Here is a 24,336-nt window from a genome sequence, read left to right as displayed (position 1 = left end):
GTTCGGTGGCCTCCATGGCGGGAAAGATCAGCATGGGCGCGAGGCGCGAGGTGGTGTCGGCGGTGATGGAACGTTACCGATCGGCCAAACGAGCGGAGAAGGGGCGGATCCTTGACGAGCTGTGCGCGACGACGGGCTGGCATCGCAAGCATGCGGTGCGCGCACTCCGGCGACGCGCAACGGTTGGGCCCGGCGCAGTTGAGGCACCGCGAGAGCGCAAGCGTAGATATGGCGCGACGATCAAGGACGCGATGACGGCGCTGTGGGAGGCGTCGGATCGGGTGTGCGGCAAGCGGCTCAAGGTGATGATCCCGACCTTGCTGCCTGCCCTCGAGCAACATGGCCGATTGCGACTTGGCCAGGCGGATCGTGACTGTGTTCTCTCGATCAGCCCCGCAACCATCGACCGCCTGCTCGTGGACGTGAAGGTCGCGGCGAGCGGTGGCAGGCGACGCCGTGCCGGATTTTATTCGGCAATCCGGCGCGAGGTCCCGATCCGCACGCTCAATGACTGGAACAGCCCGCCGCCCGGCTTTTGCGAGGTCGACATGGTCGCCCATGGCGGAACGTCGGTGGCTGGCTCGTTCATCCAGACTTTGACGATGGTCGATGTCGCCACGGGCTGGACGGAGTGTCTGCCGTTGGTGACGCGGGAAGGTTCGCTGGTCGTCGAGGCGATCAACCGCGCACAGAGCCTGTTCCCCTGGCTGTTGCGCGGCGTCGACTTCGACAACGACAGCGCCTTCATGAACGATGTCGTAGTGCCATGGTGTCGCGAACAGAAGCTCGAAGTCACACGCTCGCGCGCCTACAAGAAGAACGATCAGGCGTTCGTCGAGCAGAAGAATGGTGCCGTCGTCCGTCGCCTCATGGCCTATGGCCGCTTCGATGGCGTCGAGACGGCGCGCGTGATGGGTCGCCTCTATGCGGCGGCAAGGCTCTACGTCAACTTCTTCCAGCCGTCATTCAAGCTGAAGGAGAAGCGCCGCGAAGGGGCTAAAGTGATCAAGCGCTATCATCTCCCATCAACACCCTATGAGCGTGCATTGGCGCATCCCAAGGTCACCGCAGCCGTAAAGAAGCGGCTGCGCGATCAGTATCGCTCGCTCGATCCGGTCGCGCTGTTGGCCGAGATTCGCGCAACCCAGGACGAACGCGGCAATCGCGTCGATCGTCGTGCCGGACAAGTGCGCGGCCTGCAAGCCGCCAGCACGAGCACCGCGCCAGCCACCACAGCCACCTTTGCGAAGACGCTCGGCAAGACGACGACCTCCGGCGAGCCACGTGCCACACACCGGCGCACCCGTCGGCCCTATAAAACCAGGGTTCGCATGCCGTCCAAGCTCGATCCGCATATTGCTGTGATCGAGGGTTGGCTCGCCGAGCAGCCGCAGCTAACTGCGCTCACCATTGTCTGCCGGCTGAGCGAGAAATACCCCGAGGATTTCGGGCCGACGCAGCATTCTATTGTGCAGCGTCTGCTGAGGGTGCTTCGACGGAAGACTGTTAAGCAGTTGCTCGCGAAGGAGCCGCTTGCGGACGTCACGACCGCAGCCCCATTGCCCGGGGTTGTGGACGGCTCGGGCTATGTAGGGCCCGACCCGCCCACAGCCCCTCTCATCGAGCAAGCCGGGAAAGCTACCTGGCGCGACCCATCAGGCGACCTCGGATCGTCATCGGCCACGGCGCCGCCAGGGTAACATCTGCAAGTGAGGCAATACGGGGGGTCAATATTGCAGGCCGAATGACAGCAAGCAAAGCCATAGCGCCACAATCACCAACCTGAGAGGCTACTTGACCGCATTAATCGCGTCGATGCCTTTTGCGAGCAACTTGCTCTTGCCGATCTGCAGAAGCAGCTCGACTGGTCGCCGGTTTTCATTGAAATCCTCCACTAAGATAGAAGAACGATCGATCGGAAGGACAGGGGTAGCCGTTTCTGCCGTGCCCAGATGCAACAGCGATCTACGCATGCTCGAGGACAGTCTATCGGACACTTCCACATCGCTGGCATCCGGAGGTGGAGGAACGAAAGCGCGCGAAATTGCAGAAGACACTTCGAGGTGTGTTGAAAAGTCCCACCGGCGGCCATTGTTGAGAACCAATTGCAAGCCCTACGCAGATTCCCTTCTCGAACCTATAGCGGCGCAGACCCCATCTTTTCGAGCGGCAATTATTGCGGCAACAATTATTAATGCTAAAACGAACCAGTCAAATCTTGTCATTTTGTGCCGCTGGAGAGTTCGGGTTAAGAATAGCTCGTCGCCTAGCGCTGCTCTCACGAGCTGACCTACCGCGTGAGGTCCTGTGTCGCTCACCAAACGGTTTAAGTCTTGAATCGACCTGATCCGTCGTTGCGCGCGTGCGGCGAATAATAAGGATGTGCGCGCCAGAGGTCGCAAGCGCCGACAAGCCGGTGAGAATGAGCACAAGGAACGCGCTGTGTTCGGTGACGCCGAACAACCAAGGTGAGGCGATCGAAGCGATGGCGAATGCAATGACGATGTACAGTTCCCAGATCTCAAACGCTATCACGGCTGCAATTCCGGTTACTCCTATGACGGCGCCCAATACGCTAACAATTTGCGTAGGCAAATTCGGTTTGGGGGCACCGAAACCCAGTACCCATGGAGACATGAATAAAAAAGCGCCGATAGTGAGCGTAGCTAAGTCGCAATACCTTTCAAGCTGCCTCATGAATAACTCCTTTGGTTGTCGCGACTGCTTCAGAGTGATGGCCTCGCGTTAATGGGTCCGCGTCCTAGAAGATCTTGAACATTCGACCTACTTCCCTGAAAGCCTCACTCGCCACGGCGCCTTCCGCTGGTACGCGAGGTGTAGTTTAACAATGTCTGCTCCCAAGCTAGATCAAGCAATCGTTGAAAGCCCTGGGCGACATGTTGACGTGGACTCGATACGTCGCCTCGCATTTGATTGGCATCAGAAAGCCGTTCCGGCCGAACGAGTACTGGCCGCACGACATCGTTATCTCGGCTATCCGATTTTTTCAGACTAGCTGTGATCAACAGCATTGGTCGGCTCCCTCGGATTCTCTGCGTACTAATGTGGCTTTCATTTTCTTTAGGCGCGAGTCGGGCAATCGAACCCCGCCGGTCGGGAAATTCCCGACATAAAGCGAGGAGCAATATTGGCATTGGCCGAACATATTTTGACGCTCCCAGCGGTCGCAATGGTGCTGGCTCCCACGGCTCCCTGAGTAGAGGCGGGGTTGGAGATCAGCGTTGAGCGGGATGACTGGATAAAGGATGAATTGCGGCACCTGACGGAGAGCCGTCCGACGAACTACGGACGCAGGTGATCCAAGCTGGGTACACGCGAAGGATCGATCGCTTTTCTTAGCCGCGTGCCGACCGCCACCGAACTCGTTCAGTAACGCACTTATCAGAACTTGACACTGCTCTCGCTGCCTGAGGTGACGCGAGCTGCCGGGTCGCGCGAAATCGGTGGCGCAGCGGCATGATTCGTATATTCACTAGACTAGGATACTCCGCAAATCGGTAAAAGGCGTTGGGGCCTGATCTTTCCGGGCCACGGGCAGATGACGCGAGAGCTGCAGATGATCGAGCGGCTATGCCGTGAGGTGGCCAAGCTGAAAAGTCGGGAGGAGGCCAGGGCCCACTTTTGTGAATGAAGCGGCAGTGAAGTTCGCCCTAGCAGCACCGACGATCTGGGTCAGTGGTGCGGGGATTGCCGGTTCTTGTCGGCGGTTTACCTTTGCGGCTGTCCCTCGTACCAAATACCAAAGTTTTCGCAGACTAGAGCGAAAGCCGTTTTCGCTGTTTCATTGTCATAACAGAATTGGGTGCCGGCGTCGGCGCCATCGGCATGCTATTCCACGCCGCTTGCTTTGCGGCGCGATACGCTTCCGCGTAACAGATCCAACTGTTGACCAGGAGGGTCACGAGCAATGAGGCAAGTGTCATCTTCGTCCTGCAGTGCCGTCCGACTGGAGCGGCCCCGGCTGGGGCAATCGGGGGGACTTGAGGCCGGGGCCGCTTTTGCCGGTCACGGGGGCGACCGACGTGAAGGTAATCGCCTCGCGTGGCGACCGTTCCGCACATGGAAGGTGCGCAAACGTGCCAAACACTCAAATGGGATCCTCGACACCACAAATTGCGCCTGTGAATACTGGTGGCCTCACCGCGCAGCCTCACTTATGTCACAGCAGAGAGCGAGGCCCTCGACCTCCGGACCGTCTTGAAAGGCCTGTGCGAACGTGATGCCCGAATGCTCGCCGCCTTGGGAAGGGCGATGTTGCTGCTCGCGGGTAGCTCACTAGCGGGGTGAAGCAAGCAGCACTCAAGAGCGCAGTGCAGCCTCATCTAAATCCGTGTCGAGAACCGATCGAGCGATGTTATCGTCCGCCATACGATATCTGAGTCGTCCCGGCGGTAAATCTCCTTACGGAGGTAGTTCAGTTCGGCGTCAACAGCATCGACGTCCACGTACCATGCCTTTGGTCGTCCATCGGTACCGTCGTTCCAGCGATAGCCACGTTGCTTGAGGGTGTCTTTCAGTGCGAACGGCGCGCCATCGGCCCAGACGCGGTGCTGAGGGCGACGCGCGCGATCGAGCAGAGCCGCAAGTCCTGATAGCTCGGTGCCGGGAAGATCGAGTGCCAGAATCTCAAGGACTGCACGACAGTCATCCAGCGCCCGGTGAGCGTCATGGAACAGGCCGTATTCCGAGAGCAGGTACGCGAGGCGGGCGCCGCTGAGGCCATGGGCTTTCCAGTCGATGCCGGTCGCTGAACAGGCCCAGTGACAGTTCGCGAAGAACGGCCAGTGCCGTTCCGCGACCTTGCGGTCGAAGGCGGCGTTGTGAGCGATTATGATGTGGGTATCCGACACGAATTGCTCGAGCGATGCGCTGTCGATGTGATGACCTTCGACCATCGCGTCCGTGATGCCGGTGAGCGCGGTGATGGCAGGGTCGATCGGTGCCGACGGCTGCTGGAATCCTTGGACGGTGCCGATAATGGAACTGACCCGGTCGTCGGCGTAGCCGAACTTGATGGCGGCGATTTCCAGGACCTCGTTGCGCGTCGTGTCAAGGCCGGTCGTTTCCAGGTCAATGATCAGGCCGATTCGACCAGCCGTAGGGCGAGGCTCGGCAGTCCGTGGGACAAGACGGCGAAGGATTTTGTAGTTGCCGGTCGCCTCGAGCATGCACGCCATCGTCTCGGGAGTTTCAGTATCCTCGGACAGAACAATCTCCGGCTGGCTCGGTACCTGGGTGGCGACTTCGACCAAAGGATTCGCCGGTTGTCTCCAAAGCAGGCCGAGCGGGAGGTTTGGTGACTTGTACATGGCGATACGGCTCATCAGTTTCGGGTCGCGTTGGCGTCGCGATCGCGGAGGATAGCTTCGACGATGCGACGGAGGAGCCGGACCGAGCCGCCGTGCCAGCTTTGCGCGGCGGCGATGTGTTCAGTGCCGTCGAGCGGCGGAACCCAGTTGGGGTCGAGGCCGCGTTCCTTCGCAAGGTCGGCGATGATCGCAGGCAAGAGCGCGTCGAGATCAGCGGACGTGGGTTTCGGAAATCTCACGACCCGAAATCGGTCGCGGATCGGCGAGGGCAGAGGATCGACGCTGTTGGCGGTGGCGACGTAGGAGACGTGCGACAAGTCCAGATTGGTCTGCAGCGCTGGATCCGGATAGCGACTGTTCGTTTCGGATTCGAGGAAGCCGAGGAGGCAGTCCCAGAGCCGGCCATAGTCAGCTCGCGTCGCGCTTTTTTCGATCTCATCGATAATCACCAGTGGGTTGGCGCTCGCGCCCTGCGCCACCGCAAGAAAAGGATGGCAAGGTTCGGCGGAATACCATCGGCGGTCGGTGCCGCCGAACGCGGCGCCATCAGCACGGCTGGCATCCGTGCGCCAGACGTTGACGCCCAACAGCTCACCCAGGCGCCGTGCGAAACGGCTCTTCCCGCCGCCGGATTCGCCCACGAATAGTAGGGGACTCAAGCGAACTGTTGGTCGGCCGACAAGATCGGCGAGCGCAAAATCAATCACTTCGGCGGCGTAGGGGAATTCAAAAAGGAGGGCACTACGCACGACATGCAGAGGCGGCGCCTCGACAAGCGGCATGGCGACGTTGACGATACCTTTGAATGGCCCAAGAACGTCCTTGAGCTTGGCGTTCTTCATCTGCTGCTCGGAGAGCCGTGCCACAATGACGCTGTGCTCCGGCGCGGAAGGCGCCGGAGGTTTCTGCAACTCACTCGTGGAGGCGGTCTCGGCATCCCTCTGCTTCCGTCTTTCTTCCTCCTCTTTCAGCTTGCGACGCAGAGCTACCTTGGCGGCTGTGAGGCGGTGCTCTGCCGTGAGGGGGCCAAGCCTGGCGGCGCCGGCGACGGCGCTGGCATGCCGTGAGACCAGATCGCTGCACGCCGGCAGCGCGGCCCAGCCGAAGACAAACTCTTCCAGCTCAGCGCACAGGTCCTCATCGGCGTCGTGGCAGACCTTCCCAAAGCTTGCGATCAGAGCTTTGCCTACCCTACGATAGTCATCGAAGAACTCTGCGCTGCAGGGTAATGGCAGACTAAAAACGCGAACGCAGTCGGAAAGGCTGCGTAAGGCGGGCTCGTCCTGTTTGACGGCTCGCCGGTCGAGCTCGGCGGCGAGCTCAAGACCGGCGGCCGAGGTCTGCGTCGCGATCCAGGCCGAGGTCGCGGCAAGACCAGGACAGACCTCATTGATCTCGGCGACGAGTCGCTCCTGGATGTGCTCTTCGCCTTTGCTCGAAAGCAATGCGTAGCGCAGGAGGCGCGGCAACTTTTTCAGTTCTTCATCGAGGTCCGAGGAATCGGCCGCGGCTCCAGTCGACGCGGCCTCGTCCTCGACTGTGTGATCGAAATCATTTGAATCGTCCGAGGTCGTCATGCTTCGTGCCCCCAGCCGCCGTGTTGGCGGGAGCCGGACATCATCTGAGAAGCATTTGGAGTGGAGACCAGCACCGCGTCCGTCACCGCGATCCGGAACGGTCGAGTTCATGGAAGGCCTTCAAGAGCACGGTCTCGGCGTCGCGGAATCTGCGCGGATCACTCGCGTAGCGCAGTCCGTGCCTGTACCAGGACATGGCAAGTTCGATGGACAACCCGTGATCGAAGTTGGTCAGGCCGATCACTTGCGCCATGACCAGCGCCGACGCCGCGTGTCGCGCAAGCGCGCAACGGCAGAGCGCGGTCATCCCGATGTCGATGGCCAGCGTGGTCTTCTCGATCGGCATCATCGAGAACGCCATGCTGATGGCGGCCGCCGCGTCGCCGGCGAGCGCGGCTTTAAGATCATCGACCGGATGGAGCACGCCGATTCGATCCAAGGTCGTCAGCATGAGGGACTGCTCGGCGTCACGAAGCGCATCTGAGGGCAGCGTTCGCCACCATTGTAACGGCACGACATCGGCGGCCTTGAAAGGCCAACGGCGATCCGGCTGCTCCTTGACTGGCCAGACGGGGCGTTGGCCGCAAGCGTCGGGGCTCGATCGCCGATGGATCGCGACCACGGACCCAGCTCCGTCAACTCGGCGGTCATCCTCGTGCCGAGCATTGGGCGCGGGCGCATTGGTGTTGTCGGTCATGTCGTGGACGTCCCCTTCCGTCGGGTTTGATTAGCGCCGCCGACGGGCCGTCGGCGGCGCCGATGGATTAAGCCGCGCCGATCTTGGCGGTCACGGCCGGCTTGCGGGGTCCGGGCCCGGTCGGACGGGCGTTGGCGAAATGAACGACGGGCGCTTCGGCCCGCAACGGATCAAGATCGGGCATCAGCCCGATGCCGCAGGTCGTCTCATCCTTCTTGGCGTTCTCGCGGATAATGCCCTCGATGACGGTGGAGAAGAGGTGCGGCAGTTCGGCGAGCAGCGCCTTGCGAAGGCACGAGGTGACCGTGTCCAGCGTCTCACGGACCGGAACCTCGAAGTGCGAATCGAGCTCCTCGCGACCGATCTTGAAGTCCTTAGTGAACCCTGTGTTCCCGTAGTAGTCGATCACGCCCGCCGTGACGCGCAAGACATTGCGGTAGCCTCGCTTCGCGAGATAGCTGGACAGCACCATGCCCGCCGCCCTCAAGTCATGCTCGGTCGGCCGCCGGGTGCGGCCGTCGACCGGGCCGTTGCCCCGCTTGAAGTCGTAGACGCCGGCCCAGCCCACCTCCTGATCGACCACCACGAGATCGACCGTGACGATGCGCTCGGCAGACGCGTCGGCCCGGATGTTGATCCGAGCAAGGTCTTCCGCGGCATTGCGGGCGAGCAGCAATTCGCTGGCGGCGTCGACGATCGGGATCGCGACGTCGACGAGGACGTCGAAGCGGCCGCTGGCGGCGAGCGCATTGGCCGTCGTGCTCTGGAGCAAAAGGCCGTGGCGCTTCACGACGGAGCCCACCACCGAGATCGCTCGGCTGAGATCCGGGCCGATCACCGGGTCTTCATTGAAAGCCGATGCGACGGCGTTGGCAACGAGCGTTCGAGCGCTGCGCGCGAGCGCGGCCTCGGAAATGGACTCACTGAGCGACTCAACTTCCATGTAACGATCTCCTTTGGTTGATAATCGTGCTACTATAGCACGAATTAAGGAGGTCGCAATGTTTTCGTGCTGAGGTACTCCGATCCAGCCGTGTTAACCTTAATCGCACCCTGAGGAGCGATTCGGTGGCGGAGTTGGACCAGGAGGAGATGCTGACGTCGGCGATGATCCGTGCAGCAAGGGGACTGCTCGGTCTCGATCAGGCAGGAGCAGCCAAATTGGCAGGGCTCAGCCAGCGGACGATCTCGAAATTGGAAGCCGAGGACGACCTCTCCTCCAAAGATCTGCGCCGAAGGAATGCTCTGAAGGCCATCAGATCTGGCTTCGAGAAAGCAGGCATAGAATTCATTTTTCCGGACGAGAAATCCGGTCAGGGAGTTCGGATTAAGCTGGCCTCGAAATAGTCGCTCAGGAAGACGGGAATATGCGAACGGGCTAGATCGCCAGGCGCTGTTTCATTGTGATGGCGAGTTGATGGGACCTTCTCGGATCAGCGAATCGAAAGGGACACCGGTCGGGGTGACATCTATTTTGCCGGTAAGGCGTAAGCCACCAAGGAATCGCCGATCGGCGTCTCCATGAAATGATGACCGCTGGCCATGATCACGAGGTATTGGCGGCCGTCGGCCTCATAGGTGATCGGCGTGGCCTGGCCGCCGGCAGGAAGCACGTCCTTCCAGATGGTTTTTCCGGTCTTAATGTCGATGGCACGGATCAGATTGTCGGTCGTCGCTGCGATGAAGATCAGGCCGCCGGCGGTCACGACCGCGCCGCCATTGTTAGGCGTGCCGATCGTGATCGGTAGCATCGACGGGATCCCGAACGGGCCGTTCGTTCGGGCTTCACCCAACGGACGATCCCACAGCGTCTTGCCGGTCTTCAGATCGATGGCGCGAATTCCGCCATAAGGCGGCTGCTTGCACAACAATCCTGTGCCGGGCAGTCGCCAGCCGGCATTGACGTTGATCGCATAAGGGGACCCGAGTTGCGGATCGCCGGCGCCTTCCTGCCCGCCGATTTCGCCGCGCGCCTGGTCTCGCGGCGCCCAACCGAGACGATTGGCTTCGTCGCGTGGCACCAGGCGGTTATAGTTCGGCATGTCGTTGTAATTCGCAACGATGACCTGGCGAACGGGATCGATGGCGATGCCGCCCCAATCGGAGCCCCCATTGTAGCCCGGATATTCAATCCAGTGGGGACTGGCGGTGGGCGGTGTGAAGATGCCCTTGTAGCTCGCCCGGCGAAACTGGATGCGGCAGATCATCTGATCGATCGGCGACATGCCCCACATATCCTGCTCGGTGAGATCGGCCTTCCGCAAAGTGTGATAAAGGGAATACGGCTGGGTCTTGGCGCGCTGCGCCGGCTCGACGCCGCCTTGTGGCACCGGCCTCTCTTCGACGCCGACGAGCGGCTTGCCGGTGCGTCTGTCGAGCACGAAAATATCGCCGCGCTTGCTCGGCAGCACGAGCGCCGGTACCGGTCCGCCGTTTTCCGTGGGGAAGTCGACCAGCGTGGCCTGAGAGCCGAGATCGTAATCCCAGACGTCGTTGTGCACGGTCTGGAAGTGCCAGGCGGGCTTGCCGGTGGTGACATCGAGCGCGACCAAGGACGTGGCGGACTCCTTCTCGCGCTCGGAGCGGCTGCTGCTCCAATAGTCCACGGCCGAAACGCCGAGCGGCAGATAAACGAGGCCCAGCTCCTCGTCGCCGGAGGCCGTCGTCCACATGTTGGGCGTGCCCCGGGTATAGGTCTGGCCCGCCGGTGGGGGCGCGCCTGCATCGGGCTTGACCATGTCCCAGGCCCAGCGCAACGCGCCGGTTTGTGCGTCGTATCCCTGGATCACACCCGAGGGCGCGTCCCGCTTTTGCCCGTCGAGCACTTCGTGCCCGATGACGATGATGCCGCGAACGATCGTCGGCGCCGAGGTGATCGCAAACATGCCGGGATCGTGCCGGCCAACGCCCGTCGCGGTGTCGACCTGTCCGTCATACCCGAAGCCCTCGCATCGCTTGCCGGTCCTCGCATCGATCGTGATGAGGCGCGCATCAAGCGTGCCTTCGACGATGCGCTTGGCGCAGGCGGCGCCCTGATCGGCATTGGGAAGCTCGTAATAGGCGAGACCCCGACAAGCCGCGGTGTACGGAATGAACTCGTCCGGGACACGCGGGTCAAATCGCCAGATCTGCTTGCCGCTCTTGGCGTCGACGGCAAGAACGAGGTTCTTGGGGGTACACACGTACAGTGTATCCCCCACCTTGAGCGGCGTGTTCTCCGCGCCGTAGGTGCCTTTCGTGTTCTTGGTCGGCAGGTCGCCGGTATGGAAAGTCCAGACCTTGGTGAGCTTGCCTACGTTGCTCGCCTTAATTTGGTCGAGCGCCGAATAGCGGCGCGCGCTGTAGCTGCCGCCATAGGCGGGCCAATCTGCGCCCGCCTTCAGAGGCGAAGGATCGGCCATCGCGCCTGTCGGCGACGGCATCACAGACGGCGCGGCGCTTGCCGGCCGGAAAGCTCCCGTCATCAACAAGCTGGTGGCCACCAACAGAAGCAACCCGACGACGATGGTCGCTGCAGGTTCGTATTGGTGGCGAATCGGGTGAAGCTTCGGGGTCAGCGCCAGAACGAAGATCAGCAACACACCCGGGCCGACCGTCCGCGGGACCAGCGCCCAACCATTGGCGCCAACTTCCCAGAACGCCCAAGCGAGGGTGAGCAGGAAGAGGAGAAGATAAAGCCATGCGCCTTCAACGCGCCGGCGGGTCAACAGAATACCCGAGACGATCAGGATGATTCCGCTGGGGAAGTAATAGAAGGAGCCTCCGAGCCACAGTAGCCACGCACCGCCGGCCCCGAGCACGAGGCCGATGAGAATCATGACGGTTCCAAGAATGAATGCCGCCCAATCTGCTGCGCGATATGTCTGAGCCATGCCGGGGTACTCGTCACGTGTTCGTTGCTCAGATCCAAGGTGCGTCCGCCGCTTTGGTTCCTGCATTTGCAGGTACGCTTCCGGACCAGGGTGAGCCCTTTGACTCAGGAAGCAGTGGACTTAGGAGCCCCTCAGAATTGCTCTTTTGATTATCCGCACGGGAACGTCAGCCGTAATCCAGGGTTTTGGTGTCCTGAAGGCTGGCTAGGGATCAACGTGAGCGAAAATGCAAGCCGCAATGTCGACAGGGCGAGCCCCGTTAGCTCCGGGCCTGTGCACAGGTTCATCTCCGTCGCAATGGCCGTTTGGCACAGGCTAGGCGACCACAATATTTCGGTCCTATCCGCCGCCGTTGCGTTTTACTCCTTTCTCTCGATCTTCCCCGCCATAGCCGCGCTGGTGTCACTCTATGGGCTTGTCGCCGACACTAATGACATCGTGCGGCAGCTCAACGCGCTCCAGGTGATCCTGCCGGGGGAAGCGACCGCGCTCATATCAGAACGGTTGAAGGCGCTCGAGCAGGGCGTGCACCCGCCTTTCAGCGTCGGGCTGTTGGTGAGTGTCGGGATTTCGATCTGGAGTGCGCGGTACGCGACCGGCACGCTCATGACCGCTCTGAACGTAACTTACGCGGTCCCGGAGGAGAGGGGGATCGTTCTCTTCAATGTTGTTGCTCTGTCGCTGACCGTGGCGTTGATCGTCCTGGCCGGTGGGGCCGTGATCCTGATCGCGGTGATGCCGCTCCTGCTCAGCTACCTGCCGATACCGACCGGCTGGCAGGCTACCGCGATGCGGATACGGTGGCCGCTGCTCGTGGGCATGATCATCGCCATCGTCGCTCTGCTCTACCGTTACGCACCCAATCGAACTGAACCAAGATGGGACCTTGCTTCGGCCGGCGGGCTTTTGGCGACGACCGGATTGATTGCCGGTTCATATGCTTTCTCGGCGTATGTGACCACGTTCGCCGCCTACCAGAAGACCTACGGTTCGCTCGGCGCAGTCGCCGTGTTGATGACATGGCTCTGGGTCGCGGCCTATTCCATCTTGACGGGCGCCGAGCTCAACGCCGAGATCGGAAGGCGGCTGTCTCGGCGATAGCTTTTGGCGGATCATCGTCGCCCGGCAGAGGCAAGAGCTGTTCGGTGAATCGCCCCATCGGACCTGCCCGGACCATCTGGGTAAACAGCTGATGTCGGCGTTCGACATCCTCCCTATCGCTGGTAGCGCCAATCATGCGACGAGCGTCCGCAAGGACGAGCTCAGCGTGGTGGGCTAGTGCCGAAAGCCTGTTGGGATCGCGCTCGCAGCTTGCGACCTGAGTCATCACCTCGATCATCCGGATCGATATTGCAGGTTGGGCGCCTGCGCTTTGCCGGATCATATGGAACATCGTTCCGAGCAATTGATCATATTGCACATGCGGCACCACCAGGACTGGCTGACTTCCCCTGATTGACACTCCCGTCGGGAAATGCAGGGGTACAAGATCGCACAGAGCCGCTCCCAGCCGGTCGAGGACCGCTAGGGCGGTGTGGGGGTCATTGATGCCGGGAGAAAGTGCCCTTACTGCGACCTCAACGAGCTGGCGAACGGCAAAGCGCAGATCGGAAGAAATGCTATTCGTTGCGCCCAGCGCCGTCGCATTCCGAATAGCCGCTTCGGCACCGTCGACGGGAGGATTAACCAGAGCGACGGTCGCCCCCGGAAAAACATAGTCGCCGGGACCGATCAACAGCCGAATGGTGACTCTATGCTTGGCCGCCCAGGTGGCCAGGCCCTCTTCGTCCAGATGCTGCAGATAACCGCGCCGCGAGTCCTTCAGGGGCAGGGAGCCGATCCAGTACTCACCCGGCGGAGGCTTCGGCTGCGGATCCTGCACGGTTAGCTGGCGCATAGCGCTGCGAAGGTCTTCGCTGACGAGTTCGACGACGGTTTCAACGTTGATCCGGCCGGCGACGTGACCGACGAAGTAGACGAGCATCGCCACGCAAGCCAATGCGAGCAGAATTCCAACGCTCAATGATAGATGAGGGACGAAGCCGCCTTCCGGCTCTGTCCGGATGCTTCTCAGCACGACGAGAGCGTAACAGAAGGTGCCGAGCAGCATCCCCAGCGTGAATTGATTGCCACGATCGCGCGTGAAATTACGCAGCAGCCGCGGCCCCATCTGACCCGCAGCGAGAGACAACGCGGCAATTGTAATAGAAAACACGGTTCCCGCTACGCCGATCGTCGCGCCGGCTACGGTGCCGAGCAGGGTGCGAGCGCCGGTCGCGCCGCCGTCGTACAACCAGCCCTGTAGATTTGATAGCGAGACCGCGTCGCTTTGGTCAATATGAACGAGAGTGAAGGCGCCGATTAGGCTGGAAAGCACCATGAGCATAGGCACCAGCCAGAATGTCTCGCCAAGGTCAGTCACCACTTTTTCAGCGCGGGCGAGCATAATTGAGCCGAATGACCGAATCCGATCTGGAGCTAACAGCCGGGAAGCTGGAGCGGTTCCGCCGAACCGCTCCAGCTCAGAAGATTACCCGTTGTTGGGGTACTTGAATTCAGGCGCCGACTTCAATTGGTCTGCCGTCGTGTCCATGGTCGCGCTCCACTTCTTGGCCGCATGATCGAACTTCAGATTGATTGCCGAAGGCCGCACTGCAACGTAGTGGTCGCCAATGCCAAGGAACCCTCCCACCGAGAGGATATAGCCGTCGATGCCGTTCTCGTTTAGCGCGACGTCCTTGATCGTGCCAATGTCCTGTTTGGTGTTGTTGTACACCTGCAGACCCATCAACTGCGAGCTCAGGCCGTCCTTCGGCGGCACCGAAGTGAAGGCTCCGCCCGGGCGATCCGAAGTTGCGTTAGCGCTGTTGCTGGACGAGTTTGTATTCGAAGAAGACTTCTGCGCGTTAGCGTCGATCGTTTTCACCTCGGCGAAAGTATTTGGACCAACGAACATTGTCACCGGATTTCCTGACCGATCTCTGGCCTCCACCAGGAACGACTCCGGCCGTACCTTGACGTCGGTGAAACCTGCCTGCTGCAGGTCGCTGACCATCTGCTGCCGAACGCTCGCTTGACTAGCGTCGGACTGGACCGCGTCACCCTTGTTGCCCCCCTTGTTTGCCATGCTGTTTTCCGTGCGTTGGTCGGCCGACTGATTGCGGCTCGAGCTCTGCACGACGCCATGGTCCCCAGGACCGGTAGCTTGCGGAGCGCTTTGTGCCATCGCAAGCGATGATGCGCCGACGAGAGCTGCCACCGCCAAGAATGAGGTCGCTTTCATGTATGGATCTCCTTGCTCGAGTTCAAATGGCGTTCGTAATGGCCGGCGCCGGCAGAACGCCGTGTTGCTCAGGGACATGGATGCCGTATGCCGTCGTAACCCATGTAAGTCCCGGAGCTCGGGTCGTACGACTTGTATCGCTGGGAGCAGTAGGCGTTGTTCTCGGCAGCTTGCGCCCGGCTGTTGGCGACGGCGCTTCCAATCGCCGCACCTGCCACGAAGCCGCCTAACGCTGGACCCCAGCCGCCGCCATAGCGGTGCCTGTAGCCGTCGCGCCAGTTATGACGATGCCAAGCATGGTGACGGTCATGCCTCCATTGAACTTCCACCAGGTTCGGGTCGTTTTTGGCTATCCCGCTCGCAGCCAAGATGGGTGCGGCTTGCGCAGTAGTTCCGACCGGAATCGCGAGCGCCAATACGGCCACGGCGACGTACCATCCGCTTGTTTTCATAAACTCATCTCCTCGTTTTCATTTGCCTGAAGGAAATGCGCGAGCTGCGGTGCCGTTGCAGAGACAGTTGGTACATAAGTGTACCCCGGCCGGGAGCACCTGTTTACTGCAGCAGGAGTAACGCTGCGGTCAAAGTACTACTGGCCCCGTGCGGCAGCGGACCAAGTTATGCGTCTACGATTCGGATCCGGGTTGATCACCGCGGCATCACCGATAGGATAAGCGAAAATCTCGCAGGGGCTTGCTGCTACGTCATTGGAGTCCCAATGCGAATAGCCATAATCGAAGACGAATACTTCATCGCCGACGATCTTGCGACCGAGATCCGGCGCAGCGGTCATGAAGCAATTGGCCCATTTGCCGAGCTAAGCCCTGCTTTCCATGCAGCGGGTAGCGCAGCTATCGACGCCGCGCTTCTCGACGTCGACCTGCACGGGCGGGCGTCCTTCGAATTCGCAGATCTCCTTTTGAAAAGAAGCATCCCGTTTCTGATTTACACGGGATACAGCCGCGAAGTCATACCCGGCCGATTTGCCCCGTACATCGTTGAAAAGCCCATTCCAGCTCGCGATGTGGTTGATAGACTATGTCGCCATGTGCTTGTGCACGGCTCGCTACGGGACCGGTACGTCGTCCGTGATTGCCCAGACATCAGCCGGTAGGGTTGGGTGCAGCAACGCTACCGCGAGACTTGCTTCATGAGTTCAGCCGAAAAGGGACTGCCTCGCTCACTGAAGCTAAGAAGATAATTCGCATTCACCGATTAAAAAGACGTCGAGACCCCGATGACTGCCCGGTCGCGGACAAACATTTCAGTTCGCTTGGCTTCTGACGCAGCGCGTACGCAGGCGTGCCGACTTTCTGTCGGACATAAAACGTTCTGATCGGAACGCCGAATGCCTGGAACGATTGTCGGCAGAACGATTGCCGCTAGGCAAGTCCGAGAGCACCTTCGAACTGGGTGGGATTGCAGACTTGTGCGTACCTCAACTGTAGATAAGGCCGCAGGAGCTTGGCATGCTGAAGTGGGCGTTGATCTTCTTTGTGATATCGATCGTAGCCGGATTGCTCGGATTCAGCGGAATCGCTGCCGGTGCGTCCACTATCGCCAAGTGGCTATTTTTCGCAGCTGTTGCGATTTTTCTGGTGCTCGTGCTCCTCGCCTTTTTCGCGGGGGAGGTGATTTTTTAGGCTGATCGACGGGCGCTCGGCGCGGCCGGTAACCGCGAGGGTCTGCTCCGAAAGGGGGCCCCACTTCGGTCTTGGAGACACGGCGGGGCCATGTCCGGCGGCGCATCCGATCTGCCAAGACGCAACTACTTTGGAGCTTGAACGGTTGCCACTGTTGAAGCCGCCTAGCGTTTCATTTCAAGAAAAGAAGTATGCTAGGGCCAACACGACGTAGACTCCAATGAGCAGAACGCCCTCGAACCAGGTCGTCTCGGCGTCTCTCGTGATGGCATTCACGATGAACGCGGTGCCGGCGATTGAAAAGAGGTCGACGGGATTCCGGAAGACAAGGGTCATCGGCTTCCCGATCACCCATGAGAAAATGACGAGAAGCGGGGCAGCAGCCAGCGCAATCTGAATGGCGGATCCGATGCAGAGCGTCATCACAAGTCCCATCCTGTCGCGCCGAGCGAACCAAACGGCCGCAAAGATGTTCGAGCTGGTGCCCACAAGAGCGAGCACGACGACGCCAAGAAAGAGTGGTGTCACACCCGTTGATTTGGCCGCTTCGGTCAGAGCGCCCGAGACAAATTCGCTCTGAAGGGCCGCCGCGCCGGTGCATGCCAATAACACGTTCAAGCATGTGGTTGTAGACCACGCCGATCTAGCTGAAGCCTCCTCATTGGTCGCGAAGACATTCCGGTGAGTGATGAGGGTGAAGACAAGATTCCCGGAGTAGAGAACTAGCAGCACCATGGACACAGCCAGGCTAAGCAATTCGTCGGAGGCATTCACGTGATGGACATGACGGATGTTGCGACCCGCGTAGTCGAACACTGCGGGCAGAATGAGAGCGATCACCGACAGGACGAGCATGCTCGACAACAACCCAGCGCGCGCTTGGGTGAAGCTCTGGCGCTCGCGATTGAACCCGCCGGCGACGATGGCCAGACCCAGCCCCAACAAGCAGGTCGCCGCTATGGACCCGGTGATCTGGGCGTGAACCACCTCGACATGGCCGCGCGCGAGAACAAATAGCGCAAGAATGAGTTCGGCCAAGCTTCCAAGACTGACGGTCAGGAGACCGCCTATGGCAGGACCGGTGTGGGAGGATAGCTGGGTCGGTTGCTACGCGAATCCATTCAGCGAGTACAGCTATTGCGAGAACGCCGGATCCGAATATCCAGATCGGAGAAAGGTGAAAAACGTACTCGCCCATCGGGGTGAGCAGAACCAAGACCAGCGGCGCAACGCGCGCGATGGTACCGAACTGCCCAAAGATAGTCGTTGCTCTGGAGACGTTGGACTTCGGCAAGCTGGCGACTCACTCCTGGCGATCCCGCAAGGCTCCTACCTTCGATTTTAGCGGACAGATCGGGCCATTCCGCCGCCGACAGAGCGTGGCTTCTGTACCCAAAGCGCGTCGCATTCGATTCCCGGGCAGCTTGCGACGATTAACGAGGTGGGACACTTAGGGTTCGCTGCGCCGGCCTGAACTCGGTACGCAACCGGGCAAGGGAAGCGCATTGCGATGCCCAAGCCCTCATTCTCTTGAGCCATCATTCACCAATTGCTTGTGTATCGGGCATTGGCTGCACCAAGGGAGTTCTCATGCGCAGATAAAATCACGCGATAGCAGCTGCAGGACAATTGCTCGAGCTGGGACTGATCCAGAATCGCGACTTGAGCGCGGCCTTGCTTGATGATGCCTCGCGCTTCCATTTCGCCCATTGTCGACGTGATACCTGCGCGGCGAACTCCAAGGGCCTGTGCAATGCATCGATGCGTGAGCGGGATTTCGCGGGAGAACATCTTATCCTCTGCAACGAGAAGCCACCGAGCCAATCGTTGCTGCAAGCTGTGACGCGAGTTACATGCAGCCAACTGCGAGCTTTGGATCAGGGTGGCCTGCACGTACCGTAGCAACAGCTTCTGGATCTCGACATCCCCCCTCAGCAGCTCGAGCAAAGCATCGACCTCGATGCGCAAGGCTCTCCCGGCAACCTGAACCATGCAACGGTGAGGGGAAACGCGCATGCCAAGGATCAGGGGGATGCCGATGAAGTCCTTCGCTCCAACAGTCTGTATCTCGACGGGGCGGCAGTCTCCAGCCCTAGCGGTCAGCGAGGCCGCGCCATGTTCCACAAAATAGGCATACTGCAGTGGTTGATTGCGCTCCTGCAGCATTTGCCTTGGTCTCAGTGTTACCTCCTCGCAGAGCTCGACTAGCCGGCGGCGTGATGATTGTGGGAGGTGGCGGATCAGATCGTTGTTTGCGGGGTACGCGTGCGGCGTTTGATCGCGCTCTCGTGACCGTTGCAGAGATGGCGTCGCACTGTGCGTCCGCACGACGTGTTCGAGTTCGTTGCTGAGCATGTCGCGTCTCCTTGGAAACGGTTATTCACCAAGATGTGGGGCGCGCGCGGGCCTCCTCACAGTCGGGCTTAGGTGAAGACCCGTCAGGAGAAGCCTGACCAGGTCCTCAAGGCCTCGACCGTGAGCTTGCCTCTGATGCGCGAGCAACGAACGAAGTACGTCGGCCGAAGCATGTAATAGCGTTGCCAGGATGTGCACGCGTGGATCTGCGGTGCGTTTCCAAGGGCCAGGTACCCGATTGATCGCTGCACCTTCTCGTTGGCACGGCAGCGGACCATTCGCTTGACGGCCGGCCAGAACTTCGAGCTTCGGAAACGATTATACGATCAATGATGATGTTGGCACGTGGATCGCAGGAGCGCTGAATGGGCGTAAAGAGCAGGATCACCCTTGCAATTGTCGTAGGCACAATCTCGACCTCCGTTCTGTTGGGTCCCTCACGGGCAGAGACGGCGACGCAGACTGCCACGGAACAGCCGGCGCAGTCCGAGCAGTTCGTCAACACGGTCTATAATGGATACCGTGCTTCGCGACTGCTTGGGAGCGCGGTGTTCTCGTTGAAAGGTGAGTATTTGGGAACCGTCCGGAACGTGACCTTGGCAGACGACGGGCAGATTGATTCTTTGCTCGTCGAAGGCTTCAGAACGAAGGATGAGCCGGAGTTCATCTCCCGAATTCCCTTCAACCGGGTGCTGCGCCCGCTTCACGAAGGAGCTATCGTGGCCGACTTTTCCGATTTGAGGTCGCGAGAATACGGCCTCTTTGTTGACCCTGACCAGGCGCAAGCAGAGCCGCACGAATTCTCGGTCTCCAAGGTCATCGGAGATTATGCGCGGCTGCAGGCAGGCCAAGGCTATGGCTATGTCTCCGACCTCGTTTTCGACAGCGGCGGAAAGCTCGCGGCGGTTGTGATATCCCGCGAGGCGTCCGTGGGCGGGGGCACCTATGCCTTCCCTTACCCGGGCCAAACGGGGCGATGGAGCCCGAACCTAAGCTATTATGGTCTGCCTTACGTCACAGCAGAGCAAGCAAACAAAGTCGGTCTGCGGCTCGATATGAAGCAGTTTCAGAACTCGTGAACCACCAACGTCTGCCTGATGGTCCCCGGCGGTGTGCCTCACCGAGAGGCGCATGGCTTCACGAGCGAATTGGTGCAGTCACCTTTTTGAGCGCAGCCAAAGTTCTCCTCTCCCAAGCTTGCGTTCGAAGGTGGCTGCATCAGAGCGCTTCAATGCGTGCGGGGTAGCAGAAGGTACCTAAAAGTGAGTGCTCCCGTGCGTTAGATGCGTACGAAAACATCAGCGAAGGTCAATGCGAACATCGCGATCACGAAAACAAGCCCCGAGATCGCCGCGATCCGGATCAGCGGCTTCGCTGAGGCGAGTTGCATGAAGAGCAAGACGACGAGGGTCGATTTCACCCCCGCAATGATGATGCCGCTGGCTGTTGTCATTCGGCCCATGGGAACATAGGCGACGACGAGGCTGAGCAAGAGGAGTGCGAGGAGCGCTGCCCAGATCAAGAGGTTCCTCGCCCATAGGCGGCGCACAATACCGCCTGATTCACCTTGCCTGTTCATGATGCACGCCCCGGCAAATAGATCAGCGGATAGAGGAAGATCCAAACGATATCGACCAGATGCCAGTAGAGGGCTGTGACCTCGATCTCGGGATTGTCTTTCGCCGGGAGTTGGTGCCGGAGCAGCACCCAGAACAAGCGGCTCACGAGAGCAATCCCGATGGAAAGGTGGATCGCGTGGACGCCCGTGACCAGCCAATAAAATCCATAAAACAGCTGCGCTCCTGGCAGAGACAATGCAAACCCGGCTCCCGGTACGAGCTGCTTATCGATGTCCTCCTTGTACTCGAAGCCCTTGATCACGATGAACGCGAGCCCGAGCAACGCGGTGAGCATTCGGCACACGAGGACGAGCCGTCGCAGTCGCGCAGACGTTTCGGACGCTTGCGAAGCCATGGCCATGGTGAGGCTGCTCGTCAACAGCACGGCGGTATTGATCGTGCCGTACCAGATATTTGTTTCCCTCCCGGCTGCAGCGAACGCCTCTGGATGCTCGATTCGACAAACCGTGTAAGTCAGCATCAGCGCCCCGAAGAACAGCGTCTCGCTGGCGAGGAAAACCCATATGCCGAACTTGCCTGCCTCGCGCTGCCGGCCGAAATCCAACCAGGGTTCTCTCAGCAGTGCGCTTTCGTCGCTCATCGCGTTTCTCTTGCGTTTTGCATTTCGGGGGGATCGGTTCCAGCCGACATGCCTTCGGCGTGGTAGTCATACGGCGCGCGATCTACTCGGGGCTGCCTGTCAAAATTCTTCGGGGGAGGCGGAGAACCCGTGGTCCACTCCAGCCCTGTCGCGCCCCAAGGGTTCTTCGCGGCCTTTCCGCCGTAGAACAGGGACCAGGTGAGATATCCCAGAGGCAACAGGTAGGCGATGGCAAGGACCGCCGCTCCCGCAGACGACATGACATTGTAGATCTGAAACTCCGCCGGATAGGTATGGTAGCGGCGCGGCATGCCGAGGTACCCGGCGAAGAATTGCGGCAGAAATGTCATGTTGAAGCCGGCATACATGAGGATGGCCGCGAACTTCGCCCAGCTCTCCGGATAGAGCTTGCCTGTGACCTTGGGCCACCAGAAGTGGAGCCCGGCAAAGAAGGCGGACACCGATCCGCCCACCATGATGTAGTGGAAGTGCGCGACGACGAAGTAGGTGTCGGTGACATGGATGTCCACCGGGATCGAGGCGAGGAACAGCCCGGAGAGCCCGCCGGTCGTAAACAGACCAACGAAGCCAAGCGCATACAGCATCGGCGATTCGAAGCTGATCTGACCGCGATACAGCGAAGCGGTCCAGTTGAAAACCTTGATTGCCGACGGCACGGCGATGATGAAGGAGAGGAAGGAGAACACGAGGCTGGCCAGGGCTGACTGTCCGGAGACGAACATGTGGTGGCCCCAGACGAAGAATCCGACGCCCGCAATCGCAAGCATGGCATAGACCATGAAGTCGTATCCGAAAATTCGCCGCCTCGCGAAGCATGGGATTATTTCGGACACGACGCCCATCGCCGGCAGGACCATGATGTAAACCGCCGGATGCGAGTAGAACCAGAACAGGTGCTGGAACAGGATCGGATCGCCGCCGCGAGCCGGATCGAAGATCGGCAAGCCCAGCACGCGCTCCGCGATCACGAGCAGGAGCGAGATGGCGAGCACCGGGGTGGCAAGCACCATGATCAGCGACGTCGCGTAGATCGCCCAGACGAACAGCGGCAGCCGGAACCAGGTCATGCCGGGAGCACGAAGCATGTGGGTGGTCGCGATGAAGTTCACTCCCGTGGCGATGCTGGCAAAGCCGACAACGAACACGCCCGCGGCCGCAGCGAAGACGTGGCTGTTGGAGAACATCGACGAATAAGGCGTATAGAACGTCCAGCCGGTGTCGACGCCTCCGGCGACGAGGGCATAAACGGTGAAAGCCCCGGCAGCGACGGTCAAATACCAGCTGAAAAGATTGAGGCGCGGAAACGCGACATCGGGCGCGCCGATCATCAGCGGCAGCAGGAAATTGCCGAACGTATTCGGGATCGACGGCACCAGGAAGAACCAGACCATGATGATCCCGTGGAACGAGAACAGCTTGTTGTAAGTGTCCGACGTCAACAGCCATCCGTTCGGCTGGAACAGCTCGAGCCGAACGGCGGTGATTGCGGCTCCTCCCATGAAAAAGAAGAACGTAATGGTGATCGCATAAAGGATTGCGATGCGCTTGTGGTCGGTCGTGGCAAGCCAGGACGAGATCGTCGAGCCGTGGCGGAGATAATCGGGGCGTGGCGGAAGCGGCAGCTCCCCTGCGAGCAGGGCGTCAGTCATTTTGCTGCTCCTCCCTGAGCGAGCGGATGTAGGCGGTCAGGCTCTGGATCTCTCCGTCGTCGAGCAGCCCTTTGAAGCTCGGCATGATCGGCTCAAATCCGGCCACGACGTCGCGGTTCGGCTGCAGCATCGAATCGCGGATGTAGGCATCGTCCGCGGAAACGGTGCGTCCATCCGCCAGCTGCACCGCGCGGCCGTAGAGACCCGTCAGGCGCGGCGCGTGGACGTTCGAGGAGACGGCGTGGCAGCCCGAGCATCCCTGCGACACGAACAGCCTGGCGCCCTCATGGGCAAGATCGTCGCCCTCCGGCTGCTGGACCAGCCATTTGGCATAGTCATCCTGTCGCATGATCACGATCTTGCCGCGCATCATGGAATGGTTCGTGCCGCAATACTCAGCGCAGAGCAGTGGAAAGGTGCCGGTTTTGCTGGCCTGAAACCAGATGTCAGTGTCGCGGCCAGGCAGCACGTCCTTCTTGACCCGAAACGCGGGGACGAAGAAGGAATGGATCACGTCCTGCGAGCTCATCAGGAGATGGACGGGCTTATCCAGCGGCACGTGAAGGGCATTGATCTCACGCGCGCCGTTCGGATGTTGCGTCTTCCACATCCACTGCTTGGCGATGACGTGGATTTCAAGTGCGCCCGTGGGCGCGGCAAGGCTGCTGAGGTCAGCGGAAGATGCCCACCAGAATAGGAAGGCGAACGTCAGCAACGTCGCGACCGTCCAACCGATTTCGAACTCGCGGCTGAGAATCTCAGGCATCGGGCCGCGCTTGGCGGGAGATCCGCGCCGATATCGAACGGCAAACAGCAGGATGAGCCCGAAGACGAGGACCACGGTCGCCCCGGAAAGGAAGAGCAGAAGATAGAAGATGTGATCAACCGTGACGGCGTGTGTGCTCGCTTCCGGCAGCCTGAATAACGAATTCATGCCGAGGCTCCCCGACGCCTGCTGCGGACCAGCATCAGCCCGACGAGGGCGGCCATGATGGCAACCGTGGATGCTCCGAAAATCTGCAGGACCGTTGTGATCCTGCGGGTGTAGAGTCCGTGTACCGCGTCAAATCCATAGCAGAGCAGCGCGATGCGTCCGGAGAGTCCACCGATCCGCCCGTCACCGGCATCCAACAGAGCGAGGCGAAGGTCACCGGGCTGCAGCGCGAGGCTGGACAGCGCGCGGACGACCCGTCCGTCGGGCGCGAGCGTGACGAAGGCTGCCGGATGCGCAATCGCGTTATGCTTATCGTCGGTTTCGGTATGGTATCCGATTGCACCGAGCAGCGCGGCAACAGTCTCCTGCGATCCTGTCAGGACCGATGTTCCCGTGCCCCCGATCTGTCCCTGGGTAAAGCGGCGGGCGTCGTCAATGGTGTCGCGCGGATCGATGCCGACAACGACGAGGCTGTAGTCGCGTCCTGCGATAAACCCGGTCTGCTGCAGCGCCGAGCTTGCGATCGTCAGCGCAGGCCCGCAAATCTGCTTGCAGGTGAAGTCCGCTGGAAGGAGCAGGGTCGGACGTCCGTCGATCGCATCGCCAAGGGTGACGGTGTAACCGCCGACGGCCCTAAACTGCAGGGATAACGGAACGCGGGCGCCCTGAGGAGGATCGAACCCGACGCGCCCGATCTGCTCCTCGGTCAAACCGGCATGCGCGAGCCCCGGCCAGAGCGCAAGGGCCATGATGAA

General features: G+C 60.4%; 23 protein-coding genes. 6 read left to right on the top strand and 17 right to left on the bottom strand.

What is annotated here, in order from left to right:
* The first annotated feature begins 14 nt into the window (after window positions 1-14).
* Complete coding sequence (locus IVB47_RS00310) at window positions 15-1,700, top strand: transposase family protein (RefSeq protein WP_247459251.1); 1,686 nt, start codon at window positions 15-17, stop codon at window positions 1,698-1,700.
* A 90-nt stretch (window positions 1,701-1,790) separates the two neighbouring features.
* Here the strand turns inward: IVB47_RS00310 and IVB47_RS00305 are convergent, their stop codons facing one another.
* The 6 genes from IVB47_RS00305 to IVB47_RS00280 form a co-directional block, all read right to left on the bottom strand.
* A complete protein-coding gene (locus IVB47_RS00305) occupies window positions 1,791-2,111 on the bottom strand; it encodes a testis-expressed protein 45 (protein WP_247459250.1) in 321 nt (106 codons plus the stop codon).
* A gap of 100 nt (window positions 2,112-2,211) precedes the next feature.
* Window positions 2,212-2,697, bottom strand: a complete 486-nt coding sequence (locus tag IVB47_RS00300) for an SPW repeat protein (RefSeq protein WP_247459249.1) — start codon at window positions 2,695-2,697, stop codon at window positions 2,212-2,214.
* 1,646 nt (window positions 2,698-4,343) lie between these two features.
* Window positions 4,344-5,345, bottom strand: a complete 1,002-nt coding sequence (locus IVB47_RS00295) for a 3'-5' exonuclease (protein WP_247459248.1) — start codon at window positions 5,343-5,345, stop codon at window positions 4,344-4,346.
* Window positions 5,345-6,907 (bottom strand): AAA family ATPase, encoded by a 1,563-nt coding sequence (locus tag IVB47_RS00290; RefSeq protein WP_247459247.1) that lies wholly within the window; start codon window positions 6,905-6,907, stop codon window positions 5,345-5,347. The genes IVB47_RS00295 and IVB47_RS00290 overlap by 1 nt, the downstream gene beginning before the upstream one ends.
* Window positions 6,908-6,989: 82 nt before the next feature.
* Window positions 6,990-7,604 (bottom strand): hypothetical protein, encoded by a 615-nt coding sequence (locus tag IVB47_RS00285; RefSeq protein WP_247459245.1) that lies wholly within the window; start codon window positions 7,602-7,604, stop codon window positions 6,990-6,992.
* 67 nt (window positions 7,605-7,671) lie between these two features.
* Complete coding sequence (locus tag IVB47_RS00280) at window positions 7,672-8,547, bottom strand: hypothetical protein (RefSeq protein WP_247459243.1); 876 nt, start codon at window positions 8,545-8,547, stop codon at window positions 7,672-7,674.
* A 125-nt stretch (window positions 8,548-8,672) separates the two neighbouring features.
* Here IVB47_RS00280 and IVB47_RS00275 point away from each other — a divergent pair, with 125 nt between their 5' ends.
* Window positions 8,673-8,951: a helix-turn-helix domain-containing protein gene (locus IVB47_RS00275; RefSeq protein WP_247459241.1), complete on the top strand. Its 279-nt coding sequence runs from the start codon at window positions 8,673-8,675 to the stop codon at window positions 8,949-8,951.
* 122 nt (window positions 8,952-9,073) lie between these two features.
* Here the strand turns inward: IVB47_RS00275 and IVB47_RS00270 are convergent, their stop codons facing one another.
* Window positions 9,074-11,476: a membrane-bound PQQ-dependent dehydrogenase, glucose/quinate/shikimate family gene (locus IVB47_RS00270; protein WP_256467781.1), complete on the bottom strand. Its 2,403-nt coding sequence runs from the start codon at window positions 11,474-11,476 to the stop codon at window positions 9,074-9,076.
* 216 nt (window positions 11,477-11,692) lie between these two features.
* On the opposite strand from IVB47_RS00270, the gene IVB47_RS00265 reads away from it, so the two are divergent.
* Window positions 11,693-12,577: a YihY/virulence factor BrkB family protein gene (locus IVB47_RS00265; protein WP_247459237.1), complete on the top strand. Its 885-nt coding sequence runs from the start codon at window positions 11,693-11,695 to the stop codon at window positions 12,575-12,577.
* Here IVB47_RS00265 and IVB47_RS00260 read toward each other — a convergent pair.
* The 3 genes from IVB47_RS00260 to IVB47_RS00250 form a co-directional block, all read right to left on the bottom strand.
* Window positions 12,540-13,922: a DUF2254 domain-containing protein gene (locus IVB47_RS00260; protein WP_247459235.1), complete on the bottom strand. Its 1,383-nt coding sequence runs from the start codon at window positions 13,920-13,922 to the stop codon at window positions 12,540-12,542. The two genes, IVB47_RS00265 and IVB47_RS00260, sit on opposite strands and share 38 nt — an antisense overlap.
* 84 nt (window positions 13,923-14,006) lie before the next feature.
* Complete coding sequence (locus tag IVB47_RS00255) at window positions 14,007-14,759, bottom strand: PRC-barrel domain-containing protein (RefSeq protein WP_247459233.1); 753 nt, start codon at window positions 14,757-14,759, stop codon at window positions 14,007-14,009.
* A gap of 68 nt (window positions 14,760-14,827) precedes the next feature.
* Complete coding sequence (locus IVB47_RS00250) at window positions 14,828-15,211, bottom strand: BA14K family protein (protein WP_247459232.1); 384 nt, start codon at window positions 15,209-15,211, stop codon at window positions 14,828-14,830.
* 266 nt (window positions 15,212-15,477) lie between these two features.
* Between IVB47_RS00250 and IVB47_RS00245 the strand changes: the two genes are divergently transcribed.
* Together IVB47_RS00245 and IVB47_RS00240 are read left to right on the top strand one after the other, a co-directional pair.
* On the top strand, window positions 15,478-15,873 hold the full coding sequence (locus IVB47_RS00245; RefSeq protein ID WP_247459230.1) for a response regulator: 396 nt from the start codon (window positions 15,478-15,480) through the stop codon (window positions 15,871-15,873).
* A gap of 355 nt (window positions 15,874-16,228) precedes the next feature.
* On the top strand, window positions 16,229-16,402 hold the full coding sequence (locus IVB47_RS00240; RefSeq protein WP_247391914.1) for a DUF1328 domain-containing protein: 174 nt from the start codon (window positions 16,229-16,231) through the stop codon (window positions 16,400-16,402).
* A 177-nt stretch (window positions 16,403-16,579) separates the two neighbouring features.
* On the opposite strand, the gene cax is transcribed toward IVB47_RS00240, so the two are convergent.
* Together cax and IVB47_RS00230 are read right to left on the bottom strand one after the other, a co-directional pair.
* On the bottom strand, window positions 16,580-17,440 hold the full coding sequence (cax, locus tag IVB47_RS00235) for a calcium/proton exchanger (RefSeq protein WP_247459228.1): 861 nt from the start codon (window positions 17,438-17,440) through the stop codon (window positions 16,580-16,582).
* Between the two features lie 504 nt (window positions 17,441-17,944).
* The gene (locus IVB47_RS00230; RefSeq protein WP_247459226.1) at window positions 17,945-18,757 is read right to left on the bottom strand and encodes a Crp/Fnr family transcriptional regulator; all 813 of its coding nucleotides are present in this window, start codon (window positions 18,755-18,757) and stop codon (window positions 17,945-17,947) included.
* Window positions 18,758-19,122: 365 nt separating this feature from the next.
* Between IVB47_RS00230 and IVB47_RS00225 the strand changes: the two genes are divergently transcribed.
* The gene (locus IVB47_RS00225) at window positions 19,123-19,836 is read left to right on the top strand and encodes a PRC-barrel domain-containing protein (protein ID WP_247459224.1); all 714 of its coding nucleotides are present in this window, start codon (window positions 19,123-19,125) and stop codon (window positions 19,834-19,836) included.
* A 200-nt stretch (window positions 19,837-20,036) separates the two neighbouring features.
* Here the strand turns inward: IVB47_RS00225 and IVB47_RS00220 are convergent, their stop codons facing one another.
* The 5 genes from IVB47_RS00220 to IVB47_RS00200 are packed head-to-tail and all read right to left on the bottom strand — an operon-like array spanning window position 20,037 to window position 24,330.
* Window positions 20,037-20,336: a cytochrome C oxidase subunit IV family protein gene (locus IVB47_RS00220; protein WP_247459221.1), complete on the bottom strand. Its 300-nt coding sequence runs from the start codon at window positions 20,334-20,336 to the stop codon at window positions 20,037-20,039.
* Window positions 20,333-20,977, bottom strand: a complete 645-nt coding sequence (locus IVB47_RS00215; protein WP_247459219.1) for a cytochrome c oxidase subunit 3 — start codon at window positions 20,975-20,977, stop codon at window positions 20,333-20,335. Before IVB47_RS00215 ends, IVB47_RS00220 begins: the two co-directional genes overlap by 4 nt.
* Window positions 20,974-22,647 (bottom strand): cbb3-type cytochrome c oxidase subunit I, encoded by a 1,674-nt coding sequence (locus IVB47_RS00210; RefSeq protein WP_247327372.1) that lies wholly within the window; start codon window positions 22,645-22,647, stop codon window positions 20,974-20,976. The genes IVB47_RS00215 and IVB47_RS00210 overlap by 4 nt, the downstream gene beginning before the upstream one ends.
* Window positions 22,640-23,581, bottom strand: coding sequence for a cytochrome c oxidase subunit II (gene coxB / locus IVB47_RS00205; protein WP_247327375.1), 942 nt, complete (start codon window positions 23,579-23,581; stop codon window positions 22,640-22,642). The genes IVB47_RS00210 and coxB overlap by 8 nt, the downstream gene beginning before the upstream one ends.
* On the bottom strand, window positions 23,578-24,330 hold the full coding sequence (locus IVB47_RS00200) for an SCO family protein (protein ID WP_247459216.1): 753 nt from the start codon (window positions 24,328-24,330) through the stop codon (window positions 23,578-23,580). The genes coxB and IVB47_RS00200 overlap by 4 nt, the downstream gene beginning before the upstream one ends.
* Window positions 24,331-24,336 lie beyond the last annotated feature (6 nt).

Origin of the sequence: Bradyrhizobium sp. 62 (assembly GCF_023073035.1) — a bacterium.
Lineage (GTDB): Bacteria > Pseudomonadota > Alphaproteobacteria > Rhizobiales > Xanthobacteraceae > Bradyrhizobium.
Note: the sequence above shows the minus strand (reverse complement) of the source record. Positions and strands in the feature narration are given on the sequence as shown.